This is a genomic window from Gelidibacter sp. (assembly GCF_039916245.1).
In the GTDB taxonomy this organism is placed as follows: Bacteria; Bacteroidota; Bacteroidia; order Flavobacteriales; family Flavobacteriaceae; genus Gelidibacter.
Genome location: NZ_JBDSLS010000173.1, coordinates 19,593 through 35,567 on the forward strand (window position 1 = coordinate 19,593; position 15,975 = coordinate 35,567).

Consider the following 15,975-nt stretch of genomic DNA (forward strand, 5'->3'; position numbering starts at 1 on the left):
TTGAGCAATCACTAAAGGGTGTTTTTTTTTAAAAATAACAGTTAAATGCTTTTTTATGTTGAGAAGTGAGCTAGATTCAGATGACTACAATAGTTATTATCAACCCTATATTGATAAGGTCGAGGATATAGAACTATTGGATGCTTTAAAACGCAATCGTAAATCGGTAGCTTCCTTTATTAAAAGTATTGATATAAATAAACTTTCTTTTCGTTACGCTGAAGGCAAATGGAGCGTTAAAGAAATTATTTTGCATTTAATTGATACAGAGCGGGTATTTGCATATCGCGCGCTGTGCATTGCCAGAAATGATAAAACTGAGTTGCCTGGTTTTGATCAAGATGTTTTTGTTAGTCATGGTTATGCTGACAACAGAAGCATCGAAGATCTGTTGTCAGAATACGAGACTGTGAGAATGGCAACTATATCCTTATTCACTGGTTTTAATCACGAAGTGTTGGCGGCAAGAGGTATTGCTAACAATAGCAGTCTTTCTGTTAGGGCAACTGCGTTTATAATTGTGGGCCATGAAAATCATCATCTTCAAATTATAAAAGAACGGTATCTATGATTTGTAGTATTCGAAGGCCTTAATAAGCAATTCGTTTTCTACCAAACAATCTATTTTAGGTACGCCAATCTTTTCCAATAACACAAAATTGATGTTGCCATGTTCGTTCTTTTTGTCATATTTTAAAAGATCAATTATGGCATCATGATCTGAGGCTTCAATCGAAACTTTGTTGAAAATTTTAAGAAAGGTTTGTTTTATAGTTTCCATCTCATTTTTAGGAAAGTCTAATAATTCCGCAGAAATATAGGTTTCCATTATCATGCCAATAGCAATAGCTTCTCCATGAAGCAATTCTTGCTTATCTGTTTCACTTAAAAAATAAGACTCAATGGCATGGCCTAAAGTATGTCCGAAATTGAGTGTTTTACGCAAACCATGCTCAAATGGATCTTCAGTGACAATCGTTTTTTTTATTTCAACTGATTCGTGAATTAAATCATCTAAATCCCTTAAGGATAAGTTGTTTAGGTCTAAAAATTTGCTCCAGTATAGTGGGTCATAAATAAGCCCGTGTTTCAACATTTCAGCCAAACCACTTTTTAAATGATTTTGAGGAAGTGTGTCTAAAAAGCTGGTGTCCACAAGTACCATATCTCCTGAAGAAATCACACCAACCTGATTTTTAAGAGCGCCCAAATCCACGCCGGTTTTTCCTCCAACAGAAGCATCCACCATTGCCAAAAGCGAGGTAGGAACATTTATATATTTCAAACCGCGCTTAAAGGTACAAGCGACAAAGCCGCCCAAATCAGTAACAACGCCGCCACCTACATTAATGATGAGACTTTTTCGGTCGGCGCCCAATTCTGACAGTGCATTCCAGACGCCAACGCAGGTATCTATGTTTTTATTGGCTTCGCCTGCTTCAATTTCGATGATTTCGCAGTCCAAATCTGTTTCTAATTTACTCATAAAATGTGGTAAGCAATGGACATGCGTATTGTTGTCAACGATAATAAATATTTTTGAAAAACGATTGTCTTTCAGATAGTTGTTTAGTTCTTCATATCCCGTGGTATTAAAGTGAACGGCATAGGAATCAGTGATAATTGAGGTCATTTGTTTAGTAACTTTATTAAAGGTTGAAAATAAGCAGTTTTTAATTAATTAATCACAAATGAATAATTAAATTTGCTTTTATTTTTTTATAATAGCTATGTCAGAAATTTTTGAAAATACCGAAGTCGCTTTTCGTTTAAAAAGTGATTCAGAGCTGGAACGCGCTTACTTTTTGTTTAAGATGATTTCCCATCAACCTTTAGTAAGGATAGGCACCGCAGCAACAAATTTTGCCTTGAAAGCGCACTTGCCAGTAAAGGGATTAATTAGAGCGACAGTTTTTGACCATTTTTGCGGAGGCATCAATGAAGAGGATTGTTTGCCAGTTATCGATAGGATGTACGTCAACGGTGTGAGTTCCGTTTTGGACTTTTCAGTAGAAGGAAAAGAAACGGAGTCACATTTTGATGCTGCGATGGAAAAAACGATGAAGATCATCAATTTTACAGATGAGCGGAAATCTATGCCTATCTCGGTATTTAAGCCTACAGGGTTTGGTAGATCTTTTTTATATCAAAAGAAAGGAGAAGGTAAACCATTTACCCCGCAAGAACAAGAAGAGTGGGATAGAGTGGTGGCACGTTATGATAAGGTGTGTAAGTTGGCCAAAGAAAAAGATGTTGAAATTTTGATCGATGCCGAAGAAAGCTGGATGCAGGACGCTGTTGATGATTTGTGTGAAGACATGATGCGAAAGTATAATACAGGAATTCCTATTGTTTTTAATACCTTACAATTGTACAGATGGGATCGGTTAGATTACCTTAAAGCACTTCATGAACGCGCAAAAAAAGATGATTTTACCATTGGTGTAAAGATTGTGCGTGGCGCCTATATGGAGAAAGAGCGTGAGAGAGCAGAAGAAAAAGGTTATGCTTCGCCTATTTGTGCCACCAAGGAAACAACAGATTTAAATTTTGATGCCACCTTAGATTATATTCTGAGAAATCTAGACACTATTTCACTGTTTATCGGAACACATAACGAGCAAAGCTGTTACTTGGCAATGGACCTGATGCAGCAATTGCATATAGACAAAACTGACAACCGTGTATGGTTTGGGCAACTTTACGGGATGAGCGATCATATTAGCTTTAATCTGGCAGCAATAGGTTATAATGTCGCTAAATATGTGCCATTTGGGCCAGTTAGGGATGTGATGCCTTATTTGATACGACGCGCTGAAGAGAATACGTCGGTTGCGGGACAAACGAGTAGGGAGCTAATGTTGCTTAAGAAAGAGCGGAAGCGACGTAAAGAGTAGTTATTTAAATATCTTATCCGAAATTAAAAGACCTAATTTATTCGCTCGATAGAGATACTTATTAAAAGTATTTCCATTATGATATTTAAATAAATTAACAAGAAAGTAAGGGTTTTCCATATAATGATACTTTCTAGGTGTTGAAATAAAAGAAGTCATTGCAAAACGGGGAATGTTTTTATAATTTCCCGTTTCATCATTAAAATAAGGTTTATTCTTAAATGAACCGGTTGAAGCTTTGTAACCGGCTTCGATAGATAAATTAAGACTTAATTCGTTATATCCACCTCCTGGCCAGCACAAAAAATTAATATCCTTATTAAGATTTTCCTCCAGTAGCCTCTTGCTTTCAAAAAGCTCATAACGATATCTTTTTTCCATTTCCTCATCTGTTTCATATGCTCCAGGATATGTATTAAGCATTTCATTTAACTTTGCTATTAATAAGGCTTTATCTTTCAATTCTTCATTATTCGAATACATTTCAATGGCATATTTTACTAACTCGTCATCTGGAAAATAGCGTCTTAATCCTAAAGCTCTTCCAAAATCAAATATTGGACTTCCATTTGGAACATAATGTTCTTGGCTCTCTATAGCGTAAAAAGATTTTCTATTGGGTTGATTTATCCAAGCCATCCAATCATATTGTGGTTGACCGTTATATATATCTTTTATGTTATTGGAGTGGAAATAGAAATTATGACTCATACTGTGTGATTGGATATCCATTACACCGGAAGTTTGCATTTGGTGCAACTCACTCCAATTAAGAAATCCAAGAGGAGATAATTGCGTTTGCTCTATTTTCTTATCCCATACATCATTTAAATTGCTTCTAATTTCATTCGAATCATCAATAAATTCTGGATTTATAAATATGGTTCCTCGTAAATTATACTTTTTTAATATTGGGAAGGCGTAAACCCAATTATCTAAATAACCGTCATCAAATGTAATAACAATCTGATTTTTTTTAGTGGAATTATTTTTATTTTCATACCATTCATCTAAAAAGATTGTTTCGTAATTATTTTTAACCAAATATTTACAAAAATGTTCAAAATGGTCTATAGAAACAGAAAGCCAATTGCGATACCAGTTTTCATTCTCACATCCAATACTGTGAAACATTAAGACAGCCATAATAAATCTTTTAATTTAAGGATATAATTTACTTTTTTGAAAATTGATACCATTTTTTATTGGGTTCAGATCCATATCCATAACCATAGCCATAACCTTTTTTGTCAAAATTTGTTCCGTTTAATAACAAATTCATTTTTGGTAGTCTATGGTCATCAAACAGTGGTTTTGCAACAGCAACCAATTGTCTCTTGTCTATATTATCAGCACTGACAACATATATAAACATATCGGCAAATTTAGAGATGATTAGGGTGTCACTTACCAATCCCACAGCAGAGGTATCCACAATTATATAATCATATTTATCTTCGAAATAATCAAATAACTCTTGAACTCTCTCACTTATCAAAAGTTCAGAAGGGTTAGGCGGAATGGTTCCGGAGGCAATAACATCCAAAAATTCATTATCCTTAAGCTTATTCAAAATCTGACAGGGTTTCAACGTTTTATCAGCTAAAAATTCTGATAAACCAATTGAGGTTGAAGGTTTCTCTTTCAGATATTGCATTATTTTAGGCACACGAATGTCCATTTCGATTAAAAGGACGGATTTTTCTGAAAAAGAAATGGAGGATGCTAAATTAGTACTGGTGTGTGACTTTCCTTCTTCTGCTCGGGTTGAAGTTATGAATATTTTTTTTGTTTTCGCAACCTGGTCTTTTAATAAAAAATCAATATTTGACCGTAAAATTCGGAAGGCTTCCGCCTTGGCGGAGTAGTCGACTTTATTTATGAGTTTCGTTTTTTTACTAGTCATTGGAATATCTCCTATATACGGAATGGTAAGGAGTTTCATTAAGTCGTCTTTATCATGAATCTTTGTGTCTAGTAGATCGTTTATGTAAATAAAGCCAATTGGAAGCATTAATCCCAATAGTATAGCTGCTAAATATGTTATCATTTTATTTGGAGCTATGGGCAAATAAGTTGAATAGGCCGTATCAATAACTTTAGCATTAGCAGTAAACATACCTAGACTGATTGCTGATTCTTCACGTTTCTCTAACAAGTACAGGTAGAGTGACTCTTTGATGTTTTGTTGACGTTCAATATCGCGCAGTTGTCTTTGTTTTGTTGGTGCCGAATACAATTGCCCTCTAATTCTAGCATCCTCTTTAGTAAGACTAGTGAGGGTAATCTCGCTAGTCTTTTTCATGTTCTCTAAAGAACTCTCTAAATTATTTTTTAAGGCATCAATTTGATTGTTTAAGTTGATCACAACCGGGTTTTTTTCAGTTGAATTCTTCAATATTCTATCACGCTGAGCTACTAATTCATTATGACTTTTTGTAACTTGATTAACGTTTGCATCAGCAATCCCAAGATTTGATGGCAATAAATCAGAATTCTTATTCTTTTCTTTTAATTCTTGTCGTAAATAGTCTATTAATTGAATCGTATTCGCGGTGTTATTTATTTGAAATTCATTTTGTTTCTCGCTTTCTAAATAAATATTGGCTTGTGATCCGAGAGCCGTTAAGTTATTTCTTTTTTGAAGTTGCTCTGCTGTAAAGTCCACTTCTTCTAATTCTTTAAAAACCAATTCTAAGCGATTATTAATAAAATCAGAAGTTACTTTTATGACGTCTTCTTTATCTGTAATGACATCATTATTGTATTCCCTAATGACCTGATTGAGTATATCAACAGCTCTATTCGGAATATTGTCTTTTAGTGTCAATTTGATCACGCTCGATCCGTCCACTGTCGAAGTCAAAATAGCGGGCTGGTAACTATTGACCATTGAAGTCACAGGCTTTATTGAAACCTTTAAATTACTTCCTTTATGTGGAGCGAACTTTCCAATATTTGGCACTATCACTAAATCACCAAATCCTGTTTTAATCCGATCTCCAAAAGAAAATGATTTTCCTTCAGAGTCATCACGCTCTATAATAGATTTCCCATTATCTTTAAACATTAAAAATTCTGATTGGGATTTAACCTTAATAAAAAGAGTAGTATCTACTTTATGAACGATTGAATCACTTGCAAAAAAATTTAATTTTATAGGAGCATTTTCATATAACTCCATTTCCTTAATTTTTCCTTGTTCATAATATCTAATATTAAGCTTTAAGTTTTTTACGATATTTGCAATTATAGTTCTTGAAGTCATAACTTCAATTTCATCTTTTATTTTATTTGCCCCACCAGAAAAAAGACCACCACTGGTTATTTCGGCCATACTTGGCAGTTTCTGAGATTGTTGTTCATCCTTAATTTTAACAGTTGCAGAAGCTTGGTATAGATATGTAGTATATCGAAGATAACCGTATGCTAAAACTATAGCTGTAATTACAAAAAATAATATTAATTTCCATTTAGAAAGATAGATGTCTAATGTTTTTTTTAATTCATTTGTAGATGTATCCATTTTACATTTTATAAAATTTTAATATTAATAAGTTATTTAATCAAAAACACGGCTACTATTGTAGTTAACGTGCCTATCGCTGAAATGAGTACCGCATTATTTTGATTGTAATTAGCTGAGCGTATTCTGGCATTATTTTGTTCTACAATTATGACGTCGTTCTGCTGTAAATAATAGAGTGGTGAGCTTACAGTATTTACCGAAGTCAAATCAATTTTTGCAAACTTTTTTTTACCATCAACTTCACGAATGAGAAGGACATTTTTACGTTTTCCAAAAATGGTTAAATCATTGGCCAAACCGAGAGCTTCTGGTAAGGAAATACGTTCGTCCTGTATTGTAAATGTGCCTGGTCGTGAGACTTCTCCAATAACAGTTATCGTAAAGTTAACGAGCCTAACGTTTACAATAGGATCCTTCGCATATTCGCTTATTTTTTCTTTCAGCATAGCGGTAAGAGCTATTCTTGTTATTCCAGCGATATGTAAAGTGCCCAAAACAGGAAATTCAATATTTCCATTATAGTCTATTAAATATGTCTGCATTCTAGTTCGACCTGATGCATTAATTAGATCGTCGCTTTCTGAGACTATGGATAAATTGAACGGCTGTGCCGCTATAGGGTCGGCTGCAGAGACGTTGATAGTTAAAATGTCATCAGGTTTATAAATAAGTTGCTCAGGTGCGGAGTCAATATAGCCATCGCTTAATGGTCTATCCTGGAAGTACGCTATGTCCTTTCGGGAAGCGCAAGAGGTGGCCATAATTACCAAGACTGTGAGTGTAAATAAACGAATTTTCATTTGAGTAGTTTTATATGTATGGTTTAATGTAGATTATTTTTTATTATCTAAGACTTCGTATGTTGAATTATTGGAAATATATTCGGGAATTAGAGTTTTTATAAAAGACACTATTTCTAAGGGTTGAGTTAGAGAGTTTACAGTAGATAGTTTATTTATTTGTTTTTCTACATTTATAATATCTATAGGTCTTGACTTTGCTATCATTATTTTTTCATGATATGTTTTCGTGGTGTTTTCTCCATTTGCTAATAACTCTTCGTAAATCTTTTCGCCTGGCCTTAAACCAGTGATTTTGATATCTATGTCTTCAGGATAGCGCAGGCCAGATAGGATGATCATATTTGTAGCAAGATTAAAAATCTTAACGGGTTCTCCCATATCAAATACGAAAATTTCGCCACCATTACCCATAGCAGCTGCTTCTAAAACAAGCTGGCAAGCTTCAGGAATAGTCATAAAGTAACGCATAATATCTTTATGGGTCACCGTTAAAGGGCCGCCATTTTCAATTTGTTTTTTAAATAATGGGATTACGGATCCATTGGAGCCTAAGACATTTCCAAACCTTGTGGTTATGAATTTTGTATGCCCTTTTTCTTTGAGACATGTCACATAGAGCTCTGCGATGCGTTTTGTGGCTCCCATAACATTTGTTGGATTTACTGCTTTGTCTGTTGATATTAATACAAATTTATCCACAATGTGCTTCACTGATATATCCGCCACATTTGAAGTGCCTCCAATATTAACACTAACGGCTTCAAAGGGGTTATTTTCCATTAATGGCACGTGCTTGTAAGCTGCAGCATGGAAAACCACTTTGGGTTTATATTGATTAAATATTTGATCTATTCTAGTCTTGTTCCGAACATCCGCAATGATAGCTTCGATATTCTCTAATCCTCGTTGCTTAAATTCTTGTTGAAGGTCATAAAGAGCGGACTCTGCATTATCTAAAAGAATTAACTTTTTATAATTATAACGACTAACTTTTCTGGAAATTTCACTACCAATAGATCCAGCGGCACCTGTAATGAGTATTATTTTATTTTCATATTCATCAATTAGTGCCGGATTAATTATGGATATGGGGTCTCTCCCTAATAAATCCTCAATATTGACGTTTTTAATTTGGCCAATACTCAAATCACCATCGATCCAACTTTGTAGCGGAGGAACAATCTTTACAAGAAGTCCTAAATCAAATAAATACCCAGTAATTTGAAGTAAACGTGTTGGATCAATATTTTGAATTGAGACGATTACTTCTTCAATAGTATTTTTTAAAACTAGTTCAGGGGTTATTCTTTTTAGGTTGTAAACTGGTAAGAGGTTTATTTTTTTGCCAACTTTACTTTCATTATCGTCTATAAATCCAATAACTTGATAGTGGTTTTGAGGATCGTTACTAATGGCATCGTAAGTTATCATGCCAGAACTTCCAGCACCAAAAATCAAAACATTTTTAGTAGGTAAATAATCATTAGTTAGCGTGTTATAAAGAGATTTTATAAATAATTTAAAACCAATTATAAACGCTACATTAAGCAAAAGATGGATATATATGATGGATCCAGGAATATCAAACAGTTCATCATAATTGAATTTTCGACTAAAGAATGTTGAGACAATCAATATTGTCGCAAGAATATTTGCGCCGATAATAATGTTTATAATGTCCTTAAAACCGGTAAATCTCACTACCGCCCTGTGTGATCTTACAGCTAAAAAACTTATTAATGCGGCTAAAAGTACATAAGGAATTTGTTCGATGACTAGGTTGAAATTAAAACCCAATTTGAAATTGTACCTAATAAAATAAGCCAAAATGAATGTAATTACTACAATTAATAAATCGAAGAGTAGCACCAACCATTTTGGGGCATACTTTTGAGATACTTTATGCAGAAGTTTAGAGATCATATACTAAAATACGATTTAATTGTAGTAATTACCCTATCTCGTTCATTATCGGTTAAATTTGATCCACTAGGCAGGCAGAGTCCTTTTTCAAATAAGTCGTCTGAAACCCCGTTGAGATATCTTGGAGCATCTTTAAATACAGGCTGTTGGTGCATTGGCTTCCACAATGGTCTTGACTCTATGCTCTCTTTTTCAAGAGCTAGTCTTAAACCTTCTCTTGTAGATTTAGAATTTAAAAGAATACAAGATAACCAACGGTTAGAAAAATGACCTTGTGGTTCCTGTAAGAAAGTAATGTTTTCATTCTGTTTAAAAGCGTTTGCATAAAACTCGTGATTAGCGCGTCGTTTTGCTACATGACTATCTAATATGGTCATTTGTCCACGCCCAATTCCAGCAATAATATTAGACATTCTGTAATTGTATCCAATATGCGAATGGAGGTAATGTGGTGCATTATCTCGTGCCTGCGTTGCTAGGAAAACTGCTTTTTCTTTATTTTTTAATGTTTTTGATACTAAAGCACCACCTCCAGATGTAGTTATGATTTTATTACCGTTGAACGATAATATTGAGAATTCACCAAAAGTCCCACAATTCTGACCTTTATAATGACTTCCTAAAGACTCTGCACTATCTTCAACAACTGGAATCTCGTATTTTATTGCTATTTCATTAATTTCATCAACCTTATAAGGCATTCCATATAAGTGAACAGCGATAATAGCTTTGGGCTTTTTCCCTTTAGAAATTCTATCTTTAATGGCTATTTCTAGTTGTATAGGACACATATTCCAAGTGTCTCTTTCACTATCCACGAAAACTGGGTTTGCCCCTTGATAAACAATAGGATTTGCTGAAGCTGAAAAGGTCTTACTTTGACAGATGACCTCATCTCCATTTCCAACGCCTAACAAAATAAGGCTTAAATGCAAGGCAGAGGTACCGGATGCTAATGCAGAAACATGGCGATCTGCTTTAAGGTAGGATTGTAAGTCAATTTCAAAGCCAGTAACATTTGGTCCTAAAGGTGCTACCCAATTGGAATCAAAAGCTTCGTTTATGTAGGATTGCTCAGTACCACTCATATGCGGTGATGATAGCCATATTTTCGGTTTCATAAGTTAAAATTGTTAAGTAATAATTCAAATTACTGTTCAATTCCATGTCAATAGAGGTATCTGGGACACGATCTAGATTATGGGTAAATATCCATTATAATGTTCAAACTCCACTAATTAAAACGATAAGAAGTAAATATTCACGTTGTTAACAGTCATTAATATTTAAAAAATAAGTACTACAACCTGTTTTAATCGTTATAGTACGCAATGCTTATACAAAAAAAGAGATCAATAATAATTATCATGACTTTTTAATTATATGAAACTGGTAGTCAAGTTAATAAATTAATTTTAAGAATTTACGTCATGTCTTTAAAATAGATAACTTAATCTATGCTATATTTAACCTTTGTAACTAATTTTTGATAAAAAAGTAAATTTATAATCAAAATAATGAATATCTTAATTACTTCAGCAGGACGCAGAGTTTCACTCTTAAGGTCATTTCAAAAAGAATTAAAAAAAATAAATCCTTCATATAAAGTATACGCTATCGATTCGGACCCATTGCTATCTGCCGCTTGCCATGTTGCGGACGAGTATTTTAAAGCCCCAAGATTAGATGAATCAAATTATATTGATTATTTATTAAATCTTTGTAAAATTCATGACATTGGTCTAATCATTCCAACAATAGATACAGAATTACTGGAGCTTGCAAAAAACAAAGCTCGTTTTGAAGCACAAGGGATTGCTGTTGTAATTTCCTCTATTGAATTTGTGTCAAAATGCAGAGATAAAAGACTCATCCATAAATTTTTTGAGGAACATAATATAGATGCACCCAAAGAATATACTAAAGACAATTACAATATTCCAATTTTCATTAAACCTACAGATGGAAGCAGGAGTTTCGATACGTATATCATTAAGTCTAAACAATATTTAAATGAATATCATTTTGCAAATGAGAAACTCATGTTTTTAGAATACTTAGACCATGATTTGTATGACGAATACACGTGTGACTTATACTTCGGAAAAGATTATAAACTAAAGTGTGCTGTGCCTAGAAAGAGAATTGAAATTAGGGATGGTGAAGTTTATAAGGCTGTGACAAATGATAATGCTTTAGTTCCTTTTATAAGGAGAAATTTAAGCTACATCGATGGGGCAGTTGGGTGTCTTACCGCTCAGTTTTTTATGAACAAAACTGATGACGAAAAAATTTATGGGATTGAGATTAATCCGCGGTTTGGAGGAGGTTATCCCTTGACCTATTTGTCTGGCGCTAATTTTATCAAATGGATAATTGAAGAGTATATATTAGGAAAAACCATTGACGATCAATTTAATGTGTGGGAAAACAATTTATTAATGATTCGTTATGACGATGAAATTTTAGTACATGGATATAAAGGTTGATAATAATACTGTAGTTGTTTTTGATTTAGATGACACATTATATAACGAACTAGACTACTTGAAATCGGCCTATAAGTCTATAGCTCAATTATTAGAGCCAGATGAGTGGAGATTATTGTATGCCAAGATGTTTTCTTTATATAGAAGTAAAATCAACGTATTTGAGTATGCTGCCAATACTTATAATATTGAGGTCAAACTCTTGATTGAAATGTACCGGAACCATAAACCAAATATTCAATTATTCGATGGTGTTTTAGATGTCTTAGAAGCTATAAAATCAAAAAACGGAAAAATTGGTATAATAACCGACGGAAGATCAAAGACACAACGAGCAAAAATTGAGAGCTTAGGTATTTTGAATTATATTGATAAAATTATTATTTCTGATGAGATTGGTTTTGAAAAGCCTTGTTTTGCAAATTTTCAAGCTATCGAAAAATCACTGACTGGCACGATTTATTATTATATCTCAGATAATTTAAAGAAGGATTTTATAGCACCTAATTCTCTGGGTTGGAAAAGCGTGGCTTTAATTGATAATGGTAAAAATATACATTTTGAAACTCATAAGGATATGACCCTTCAAAAATTACCCCATGAATTTGTTATCGATTTCAAAGACTTTAATATTATTTAAAAAGAACTGTTAATTTAGCTGTTTTTTGAGCCTTGGAACTCTGACATATTAACACTTTCTGAACTATTAATGTCTTTTCGATAAATTACTTTATTTATAGTTTTTAGAATAATTAAAAAATCAAGTACAAAAGACTGGTGATCAACATAGAAAACATCATAATCAAATTTTTGTTCCCAACTGATTGCATTTCTACCATTTACTTGTGCCCAACCTGTAATTCCTGGTAATACCTCGTGTCTTCTACTCTGTCTTTCATTATAGCGCGATAAATATTGGGGCAGGAGCGGACGAGGACCGATTAAGCTCATGTCACCTTTTAGAACATTTAATAATTGTGGTAGTTCATCCAAGGATAATTTTCTGCACAAATTCCCAACCGATGTGACACGCTCCAAAGCTGGCAATAAGTTCCCATCCAGATCTGTTTTGTCATTCATAGTTTTAAACTTAATGATTGTAAATATCCTTCCATTTTTTCCAGTACGTGCTTGATAGAAAAAAGGTTTACCGTTGTTAAGTATAAATAGAGATATAACAAGGAATAAAAGTATTGGGGAAAGAATTAAAATTCCAAAAAGTGCTGCGAAAAAGTCGATAATAAGTTTGACGAATGAACGGTATATATTCATAATTTAATTATATTTTAAGAACGCTGGTTATCAACTTCAATAAGTCAGCGTTAATAATATTTACATCAAATCGTTCCTCTGCATATTTTCTACTATTTATGCCCATCTCTTTAATTTTATGAGGATTGATAATAAAAAATTCCATTGCACTTACTAAAGCCTCTAGGTTTTTCGGCTCAATTAGAAAACCATTTTCTCCTTCTCTAACAGCTTCTCGGCAACCAACGGAATCAGTTGTAATAATTGGATTACCACATGCGCAAGCTTCCAGTGTTGTTCTTGGCAAGCCTTCTCTATAGTAACTTGGTAGAACAAAGACATCTCTTTTATGTAAATGCTCTTCAATATTTGGCTGCTTGCCATGAAAAACAATTACTTCTTCTTTGTGTAAAAGATTGAGATAATCTTCATTAATTGCAGATGGAGATGTTTCTGAAGAACCTATTAAATGGAATTCTGCATTAGGATATTTAGCTTTCAATAATTTTGATGCATCCAAGTATAGCGTAATCCCTTTTTCCTCAATCAATCTTGCAACTACAAGAAAAGATATTTTGTCAGAAACGTTTTTTTCTTTAAACCTAAATTGATTAAGATTAACTCCGGACCCACCCACGAAAGTTACAATTTGTTTTTTTGATATTACTTTTCGGTGTATAAACAGATTATAATCATCCCTATTTTGAAATACAATTACCTTATTTTTTCTAATAGATAATTTATAGAGTGTTTCATTAAATAGTTGTAAAATTCTCGCTTTGGTGGACAGTCCCGTAAAAGTATAGCCTAAACCTGTTATTAAGGAAATTACAGGTACTTTACTCATGTTGGCGGCCATTGATCCGTATATTACAGGTTTTACTGTGTAAGGAAACACTAAATCTATTTTATTTTCTTTTATAATGGATTTTAACTCTTTTATAGATTTAAAATCTTTCAATGGGTTAAGTCCCGTTCTTTGCAAATTAAATTCAATAGGAGTTGCTCCAATGGAGCGAATTATTTGGAAATCATCATTATTAGAAGGTGGTGATGCAGTAAAAACATCAAAACCATTATGAATTAAAGTCTTAATAAAGTCTCCTCTAAACCTAATGAGAGATCCCGCCAAAGAAGCAATAATTAATATTCTTTTTTTATCCCTCATTTTAATTTTGTTTAAGAAAAGTATACTTATACCATTTTTGGAAACAATAATAAGACCACACCCTAAAAGTACTATCTTTTTTACCTTCCAGATGCTCTTTAACTAGTTTAGAAATTACTTCCAAATTAAAAATCCCTTGTGACTTAAGTAACTCTGGTTCAATATAACTCTCCAGTTCTTTTCTAAGACTTTGTCTTAACCAATCTCCTGTTGGACTCCCAAATCCACTTTTGCTCTTTTCTAAAAACTGTTCTGGAAATTGATCTTTAAACGCTTCTTTTAAGATGTGTTTTTTATTCCACCCTTTCATTAAATAATTTTCTGGCAAGGTATTAGCAAATTCCCAAATTTCTTTATTTAAGAAAGGAGCTCTACATTCCAAAGATGACATCATACTTGTTCTATCCACCTTAGGTAACATGCCACCTTCTAAACTCAAAATTTTATCTACAAGTCTAAAGTCAGTGAGAGTTTCTATTTTTTGATTGTTTAATACGTCTTTATATTCTTGGAAAATATTTTGTTCTAAATACTCTGGAGACATAATCTCGGCTAATTGATTGCTTGTATTGGCTAAGGAAATAATATTCCAATAAAAATCACCATCATAGTCTATTGCATTTATTAATTTATAAATTTGAAATTTTCTACCTCTAGCATCATCTTTACTTATAAGATGTTTATTACTCAACCCTGAAATAATCTTATGAAGACGTCTAGGTATTAAACTTGTATAGCGTTTATTCATTTTACCAATGTAGTATTTGTTGTAACCCCCAAATACTTCATCGCCACCATCTCCAGTTAGTGCCACAGTGACATGTTCTCTTGTTTTTTGAGACAATAGGTGAGTGGGTAGACTAGCGGTATCCGAAAAGGGCTCGTCAAAATTGATTAAAATTTCATGAATATTATTTTTAAGATCATCTTCATCAATTATGAACTCATGATGATTACTTTTTATCATTTTGGCTACAACTCTTGACTTGTCAGTTTCGTCATATGATGCTTTTTTGAATCCAATTGAAAATGTATTGATTCTTTTATTGGTGGCCTGTGATAAACATAGTGAGATTATAGAGGAGTCGACACCTCCAGATAGAAATGTACCTAATCCTACATCTGCAATAGATCGGCTATCAACACTTTTGTAAACAAGATCCTTGGTTTTAGCTTTTGCATCATCAAATGAAATGTTAGTCGGCTTTGGTTTAGGTTCATTATTAATTTTATGAATTTTTGTTTGATGCGAATGGAAATCATATTCGATATAATGATTGGCCTCCAACTTGAAAATGTTTTCGTAAATAGTATGCGGTGCAGGAATGTACGTAAGTCTAAAGTAAAGGTTCAATCCTTTTTTTGAAATGTTAGGCGTAAAATCAATCGTCTTAATGATAGACTTTAATTCTGATGCCCAAATGAATTCTTTTTCATTGTGGGTATAATACAATGGTTTCTCACCAAAAAAGTCCCGAGCAATAAATAGCTTATTAATATTTTTATCATAAATGCTAAAAGCGTACATTCCGTCTAGCCAACGAAAAGATTCTATACCATGTTTCTCATAGGCTTTTAAGATCACTTCTGTATCACTAGAAGTTTTGAAAGTAACGCCTTCAACTTCTAATTTTGATTTTAAAACTTTATAATTATAAATTTCTCCATTAAAAACGATAACGATTTGTTTATTGTCTGAAAATATAGGTTGTTTACCAGAAGATAAATCGATAATTGATAATCTTCTCATTCCCATACCAACACTAAAATTTTCGTTTTCTTCAGAAAACAAACCATCATCATCTGGTCCTCTGTGAATAATTAAATTATTCATGGTGTTTAGGAGAGCCGTTATATCGTCTTTATTTCGATTGGTTTTGGTTATGATGCCGTTAATTCCACACATATTTTAATT

Annotated in this window: 13 protein-coding genes; 4 read left to right on the forward strand and 9 right to left on the reverse strand. The window is 33.0% G+C overall.

The window, feature by feature from the left end; genetic code table 11:
• Positions 1–55: 55 nt before the first annotated feature.
• Positions 56–571, forward strand: a complete 516-nt coding sequence (locus ABIQ28_RS09295) for a DinB family protein (protein WP_348036611.1) — start codon at positions 56–58, stop codon at positions 569–571.
• On the opposite strand, the gene aroB is transcribed toward ABIQ28_RS09295, so the two are convergent.
• Positions 566–1,633, reverse strand: a complete 1,068-nt coding sequence (gene aroB / locus ABIQ28_RS09300) for a 3-dehydroquinate synthase (RefSeq protein ID WP_348036612.1) — start codon at positions 1,631–1,633, stop codon at positions 566–568. The genes ABIQ28_RS09295 and aroB overlap by 6 nt on opposite strands.
• A 97-nt stretch (positions 1,634–1,730) precedes the next feature.
• On the opposite strand from aroB, the gene ABIQ28_RS09305 reads away from it, so the two are divergent.
• Positions 1,731–2,897 carry a proline dehydrogenase family protein gene (locus ABIQ28_RS09305; RefSeq protein WP_348036613.1) on the forward strand — a complete coding sequence of 389 codons (1,167 nt, stop codon included), beginning with the start codon at positions 1,731–1,733 and terminating at the stop codon, positions 2,895–2,897.
• Here the strand turns inward: ABIQ28_RS09305 and ABIQ28_RS09310 are convergent, their stop codons facing one another.
• From ABIQ28_RS09310 to ABIQ28_RS09330, 5 genes are read right to left on the reverse strand one after another with little or no spacing between them, the layout of a single operon-like run.
• Positions 2,898–4,043 carry a polysaccharide deacetylase family protein gene (locus tag ABIQ28_RS09310; RefSeq protein WP_348036614.1) on the reverse strand — a complete coding sequence of 382 codons (1,146 nt, stop codon included), beginning with the start codon at positions 4,041–4,043 and terminating at the stop codon, positions 2,898–2,900.
• Positions 4,044–4,071: 28 nt separating this feature from the next.
• Positions 4,072–6,423, reverse strand: a complete 2,352-nt coding sequence (locus tag ABIQ28_RS09315; RefSeq protein ID WP_348036615.1) for a polysaccharide biosynthesis tyrosine autokinase — start codon at positions 6,421–6,423, stop codon at positions 4,072–4,074.
• Positions 6,424–6,455: 32 nt separating this feature from the next.
• On the reverse strand, positions 6,456–7,226 hold the full coding sequence (locus ABIQ28_RS09320) for a polysaccharide biosynthesis/export family protein (protein WP_348036616.1): 771 nt from the start codon (positions 7,224–7,226) through the stop codon (positions 6,456–6,458).
• Positions 7,227–7,259: 33 nt separating this feature from the next.
• Positions 7,260–9,152 carry a nucleoside-diphosphate sugar epimerase/dehydratase gene (locus ABIQ28_RS09325; protein ID WP_348036617.1) on the reverse strand — a complete coding sequence of 631 codons (1,893 nt, stop codon included), beginning with the start codon at positions 9,150–9,152 and terminating at the stop codon, positions 7,260–7,262.
• A complete protein-coding gene (locus ABIQ28_RS09330; RefSeq protein ID WP_348036618.1) occupies positions 9,149–10,273 on the reverse strand; it encodes a DegT/DnrJ/EryC1/StrS family aminotransferase in 1,125 nt (374 codons plus the stop codon). The genes ABIQ28_RS09325 and ABIQ28_RS09330 overlap by 4 nt, the downstream gene beginning before the upstream one ends.
• A 396-nt stretch (positions 10,274–10,669) precedes the next feature.
• Here ABIQ28_RS09330 and ABIQ28_RS09335 point away from each other — a divergent pair, with 396 nt between their 5' ends.
• Together ABIQ28_RS09335 and ABIQ28_RS09340 are read left to right on the forward strand one after the other, a co-directional pair.
• Positions 10,670–11,641 carry an ATP-grasp domain-containing protein gene (locus tag ABIQ28_RS09335; RefSeq protein ID WP_348036619.1) on the forward strand — a complete coding sequence of 324 codons (972 nt, stop codon included), beginning with the start codon at positions 10,670–10,672 and terminating at the stop codon, positions 11,639–11,641.
• Positions 11,625–12,281, forward strand: a complete 657-nt coding sequence (locus tag ABIQ28_RS09340; protein WP_348036620.1) for an HAD family hydrolase — start codon at positions 11,625–11,627, stop codon at positions 12,279–12,281. Before ABIQ28_RS09335 ends, ABIQ28_RS09340 begins: the two co-directional genes overlap by 17 nt.
• Before the next feature lie 14 nt (positions 12,282–12,295).
• Here the strand turns inward: ABIQ28_RS09340 and ABIQ28_RS09345 are convergent, their stop codons facing one another.
• Genes ABIQ28_RS09345 through asnB form a run of 3 tightly spaced genes read right to left on the reverse strand, consistent with a single transcriptional unit; the run spans position 12,296 to position 15,966 of the window.
• Positions 12,296–12,907, reverse strand: coding sequence for a sugar transferase (locus ABIQ28_RS09345; RefSeq protein ID WP_348036633.1), 612 nt, complete (start codon positions 12,905–12,907; stop codon positions 12,296–12,298).
• 13 nt (positions 12,908–12,920) lie between these two features.
• On the reverse strand, positions 12,921–14,060 hold the full coding sequence (locus tag ABIQ28_RS09350; RefSeq protein WP_348036621.1) for a glycosyltransferase family 4 protein: 1,140 nt from the start codon (positions 14,058–14,060) through the stop codon (positions 12,921–12,923).
• Between the two features lies 1 nt (position 14,061).
• Positions 14,062–15,966 (reverse strand): asparagine synthase (glutamine-hydrolyzing), encoded by a 1,905-nt coding sequence (gene asnB, locus ABIQ28_RS09355; RefSeq protein WP_348036622.1) that lies wholly within the window; start codon positions 15,964–15,966, stop codon positions 14,062–14,064.
• Positions 15,967–15,975 lie beyond the last annotated feature (9 nt).

What these genes read in the sequence shown, in the direction of transcription:
- ABIQ28_RS09325 (WP_348036617.1), bottom strand. Translation starts at nt 9,152, where the DNA reads ATGATCTCTAAACTTCTGCATAAAGTATCTCAAAAGTATGCCCCAAAA.
- ABIQ28_RS09305 (WP_348036613.1), top strand. Translation starts at nt 1,731, where the DNA reads ATGTCAGAAATTTTTGAAAATACCGAAGTCGCTTTTCGTTTAAAAAGT.
- aroB (WP_348036612.1), bottom strand. Translation starts at nt 1,633, where the DNA reads ATGACCTCAATTATCACTGATTCCTATGCCGTTCACTTTAATACCACG.
- ABIQ28_RS09335 (WP_348036619.1), top strand. Translation starts at nt 10,670, where the DNA reads ATGAATATCTTAATTACTTCAGCAGGACGCAGAGTTTCACTCTTAAGG.
- ABIQ28_RS09315 (WP_348036615.1), bottom strand. Translation starts at nt 6,423, where the DNA reads ATGGATACATCTACAAATGAATTAAAAAAAACATTAGACATCTATCTT.
- ABIQ28_RS09350 (WP_348036621.1), bottom strand. Translation starts at nt 14,060, where the DNA reads ATGAGGGATAAAAAAAGAATATTAATTATTGCTTCTTTGGCGGGATCT.
- ABIQ28_RS09310 (WP_348036614.1), bottom strand. Translation starts at nt 4,043, where the DNA reads ATGGCTGTCTTAATGTTTCACAGTATTGGATGTGAGAATGAAAACTGG.
- ABIQ28_RS09330 (WP_348036618.1), bottom strand. Translation starts at nt 10,273, where the DNA reads ATGAAACCGAAAATATGGCTATCATCACCGCATATGAGTGGTACTGAG.
- ABIQ28_RS09320 (WP_348036616.1), bottom strand. Translation starts at nt 7,226, where the DNA reads ATGAAAATTCGTTTATTTACACTCACAGTCTTGGTAATTATGGCCACC.
- ABIQ28_RS09295 (WP_348036611.1), top strand. Translation starts at nt 56, where the DNA reads ATGTTGAGAAGTGAGCTAGATTCAGATGACTACAATAGTTATTATCAA.
- asnB (WP_348036622.1), bottom strand. Translation starts at nt 15,966, where the DNA reads ATGTGTGGAATTAACGGCATCATAACCAAAACCAATCGAAATAAAGAC.
- ABIQ28_RS09340 (WP_348036620.1), top strand. Translation starts at nt 11,625, where the DNA reads ATGGATATAAAGGTTGATAATAATACTGTAGTTGTTTTTGATTTAGAT.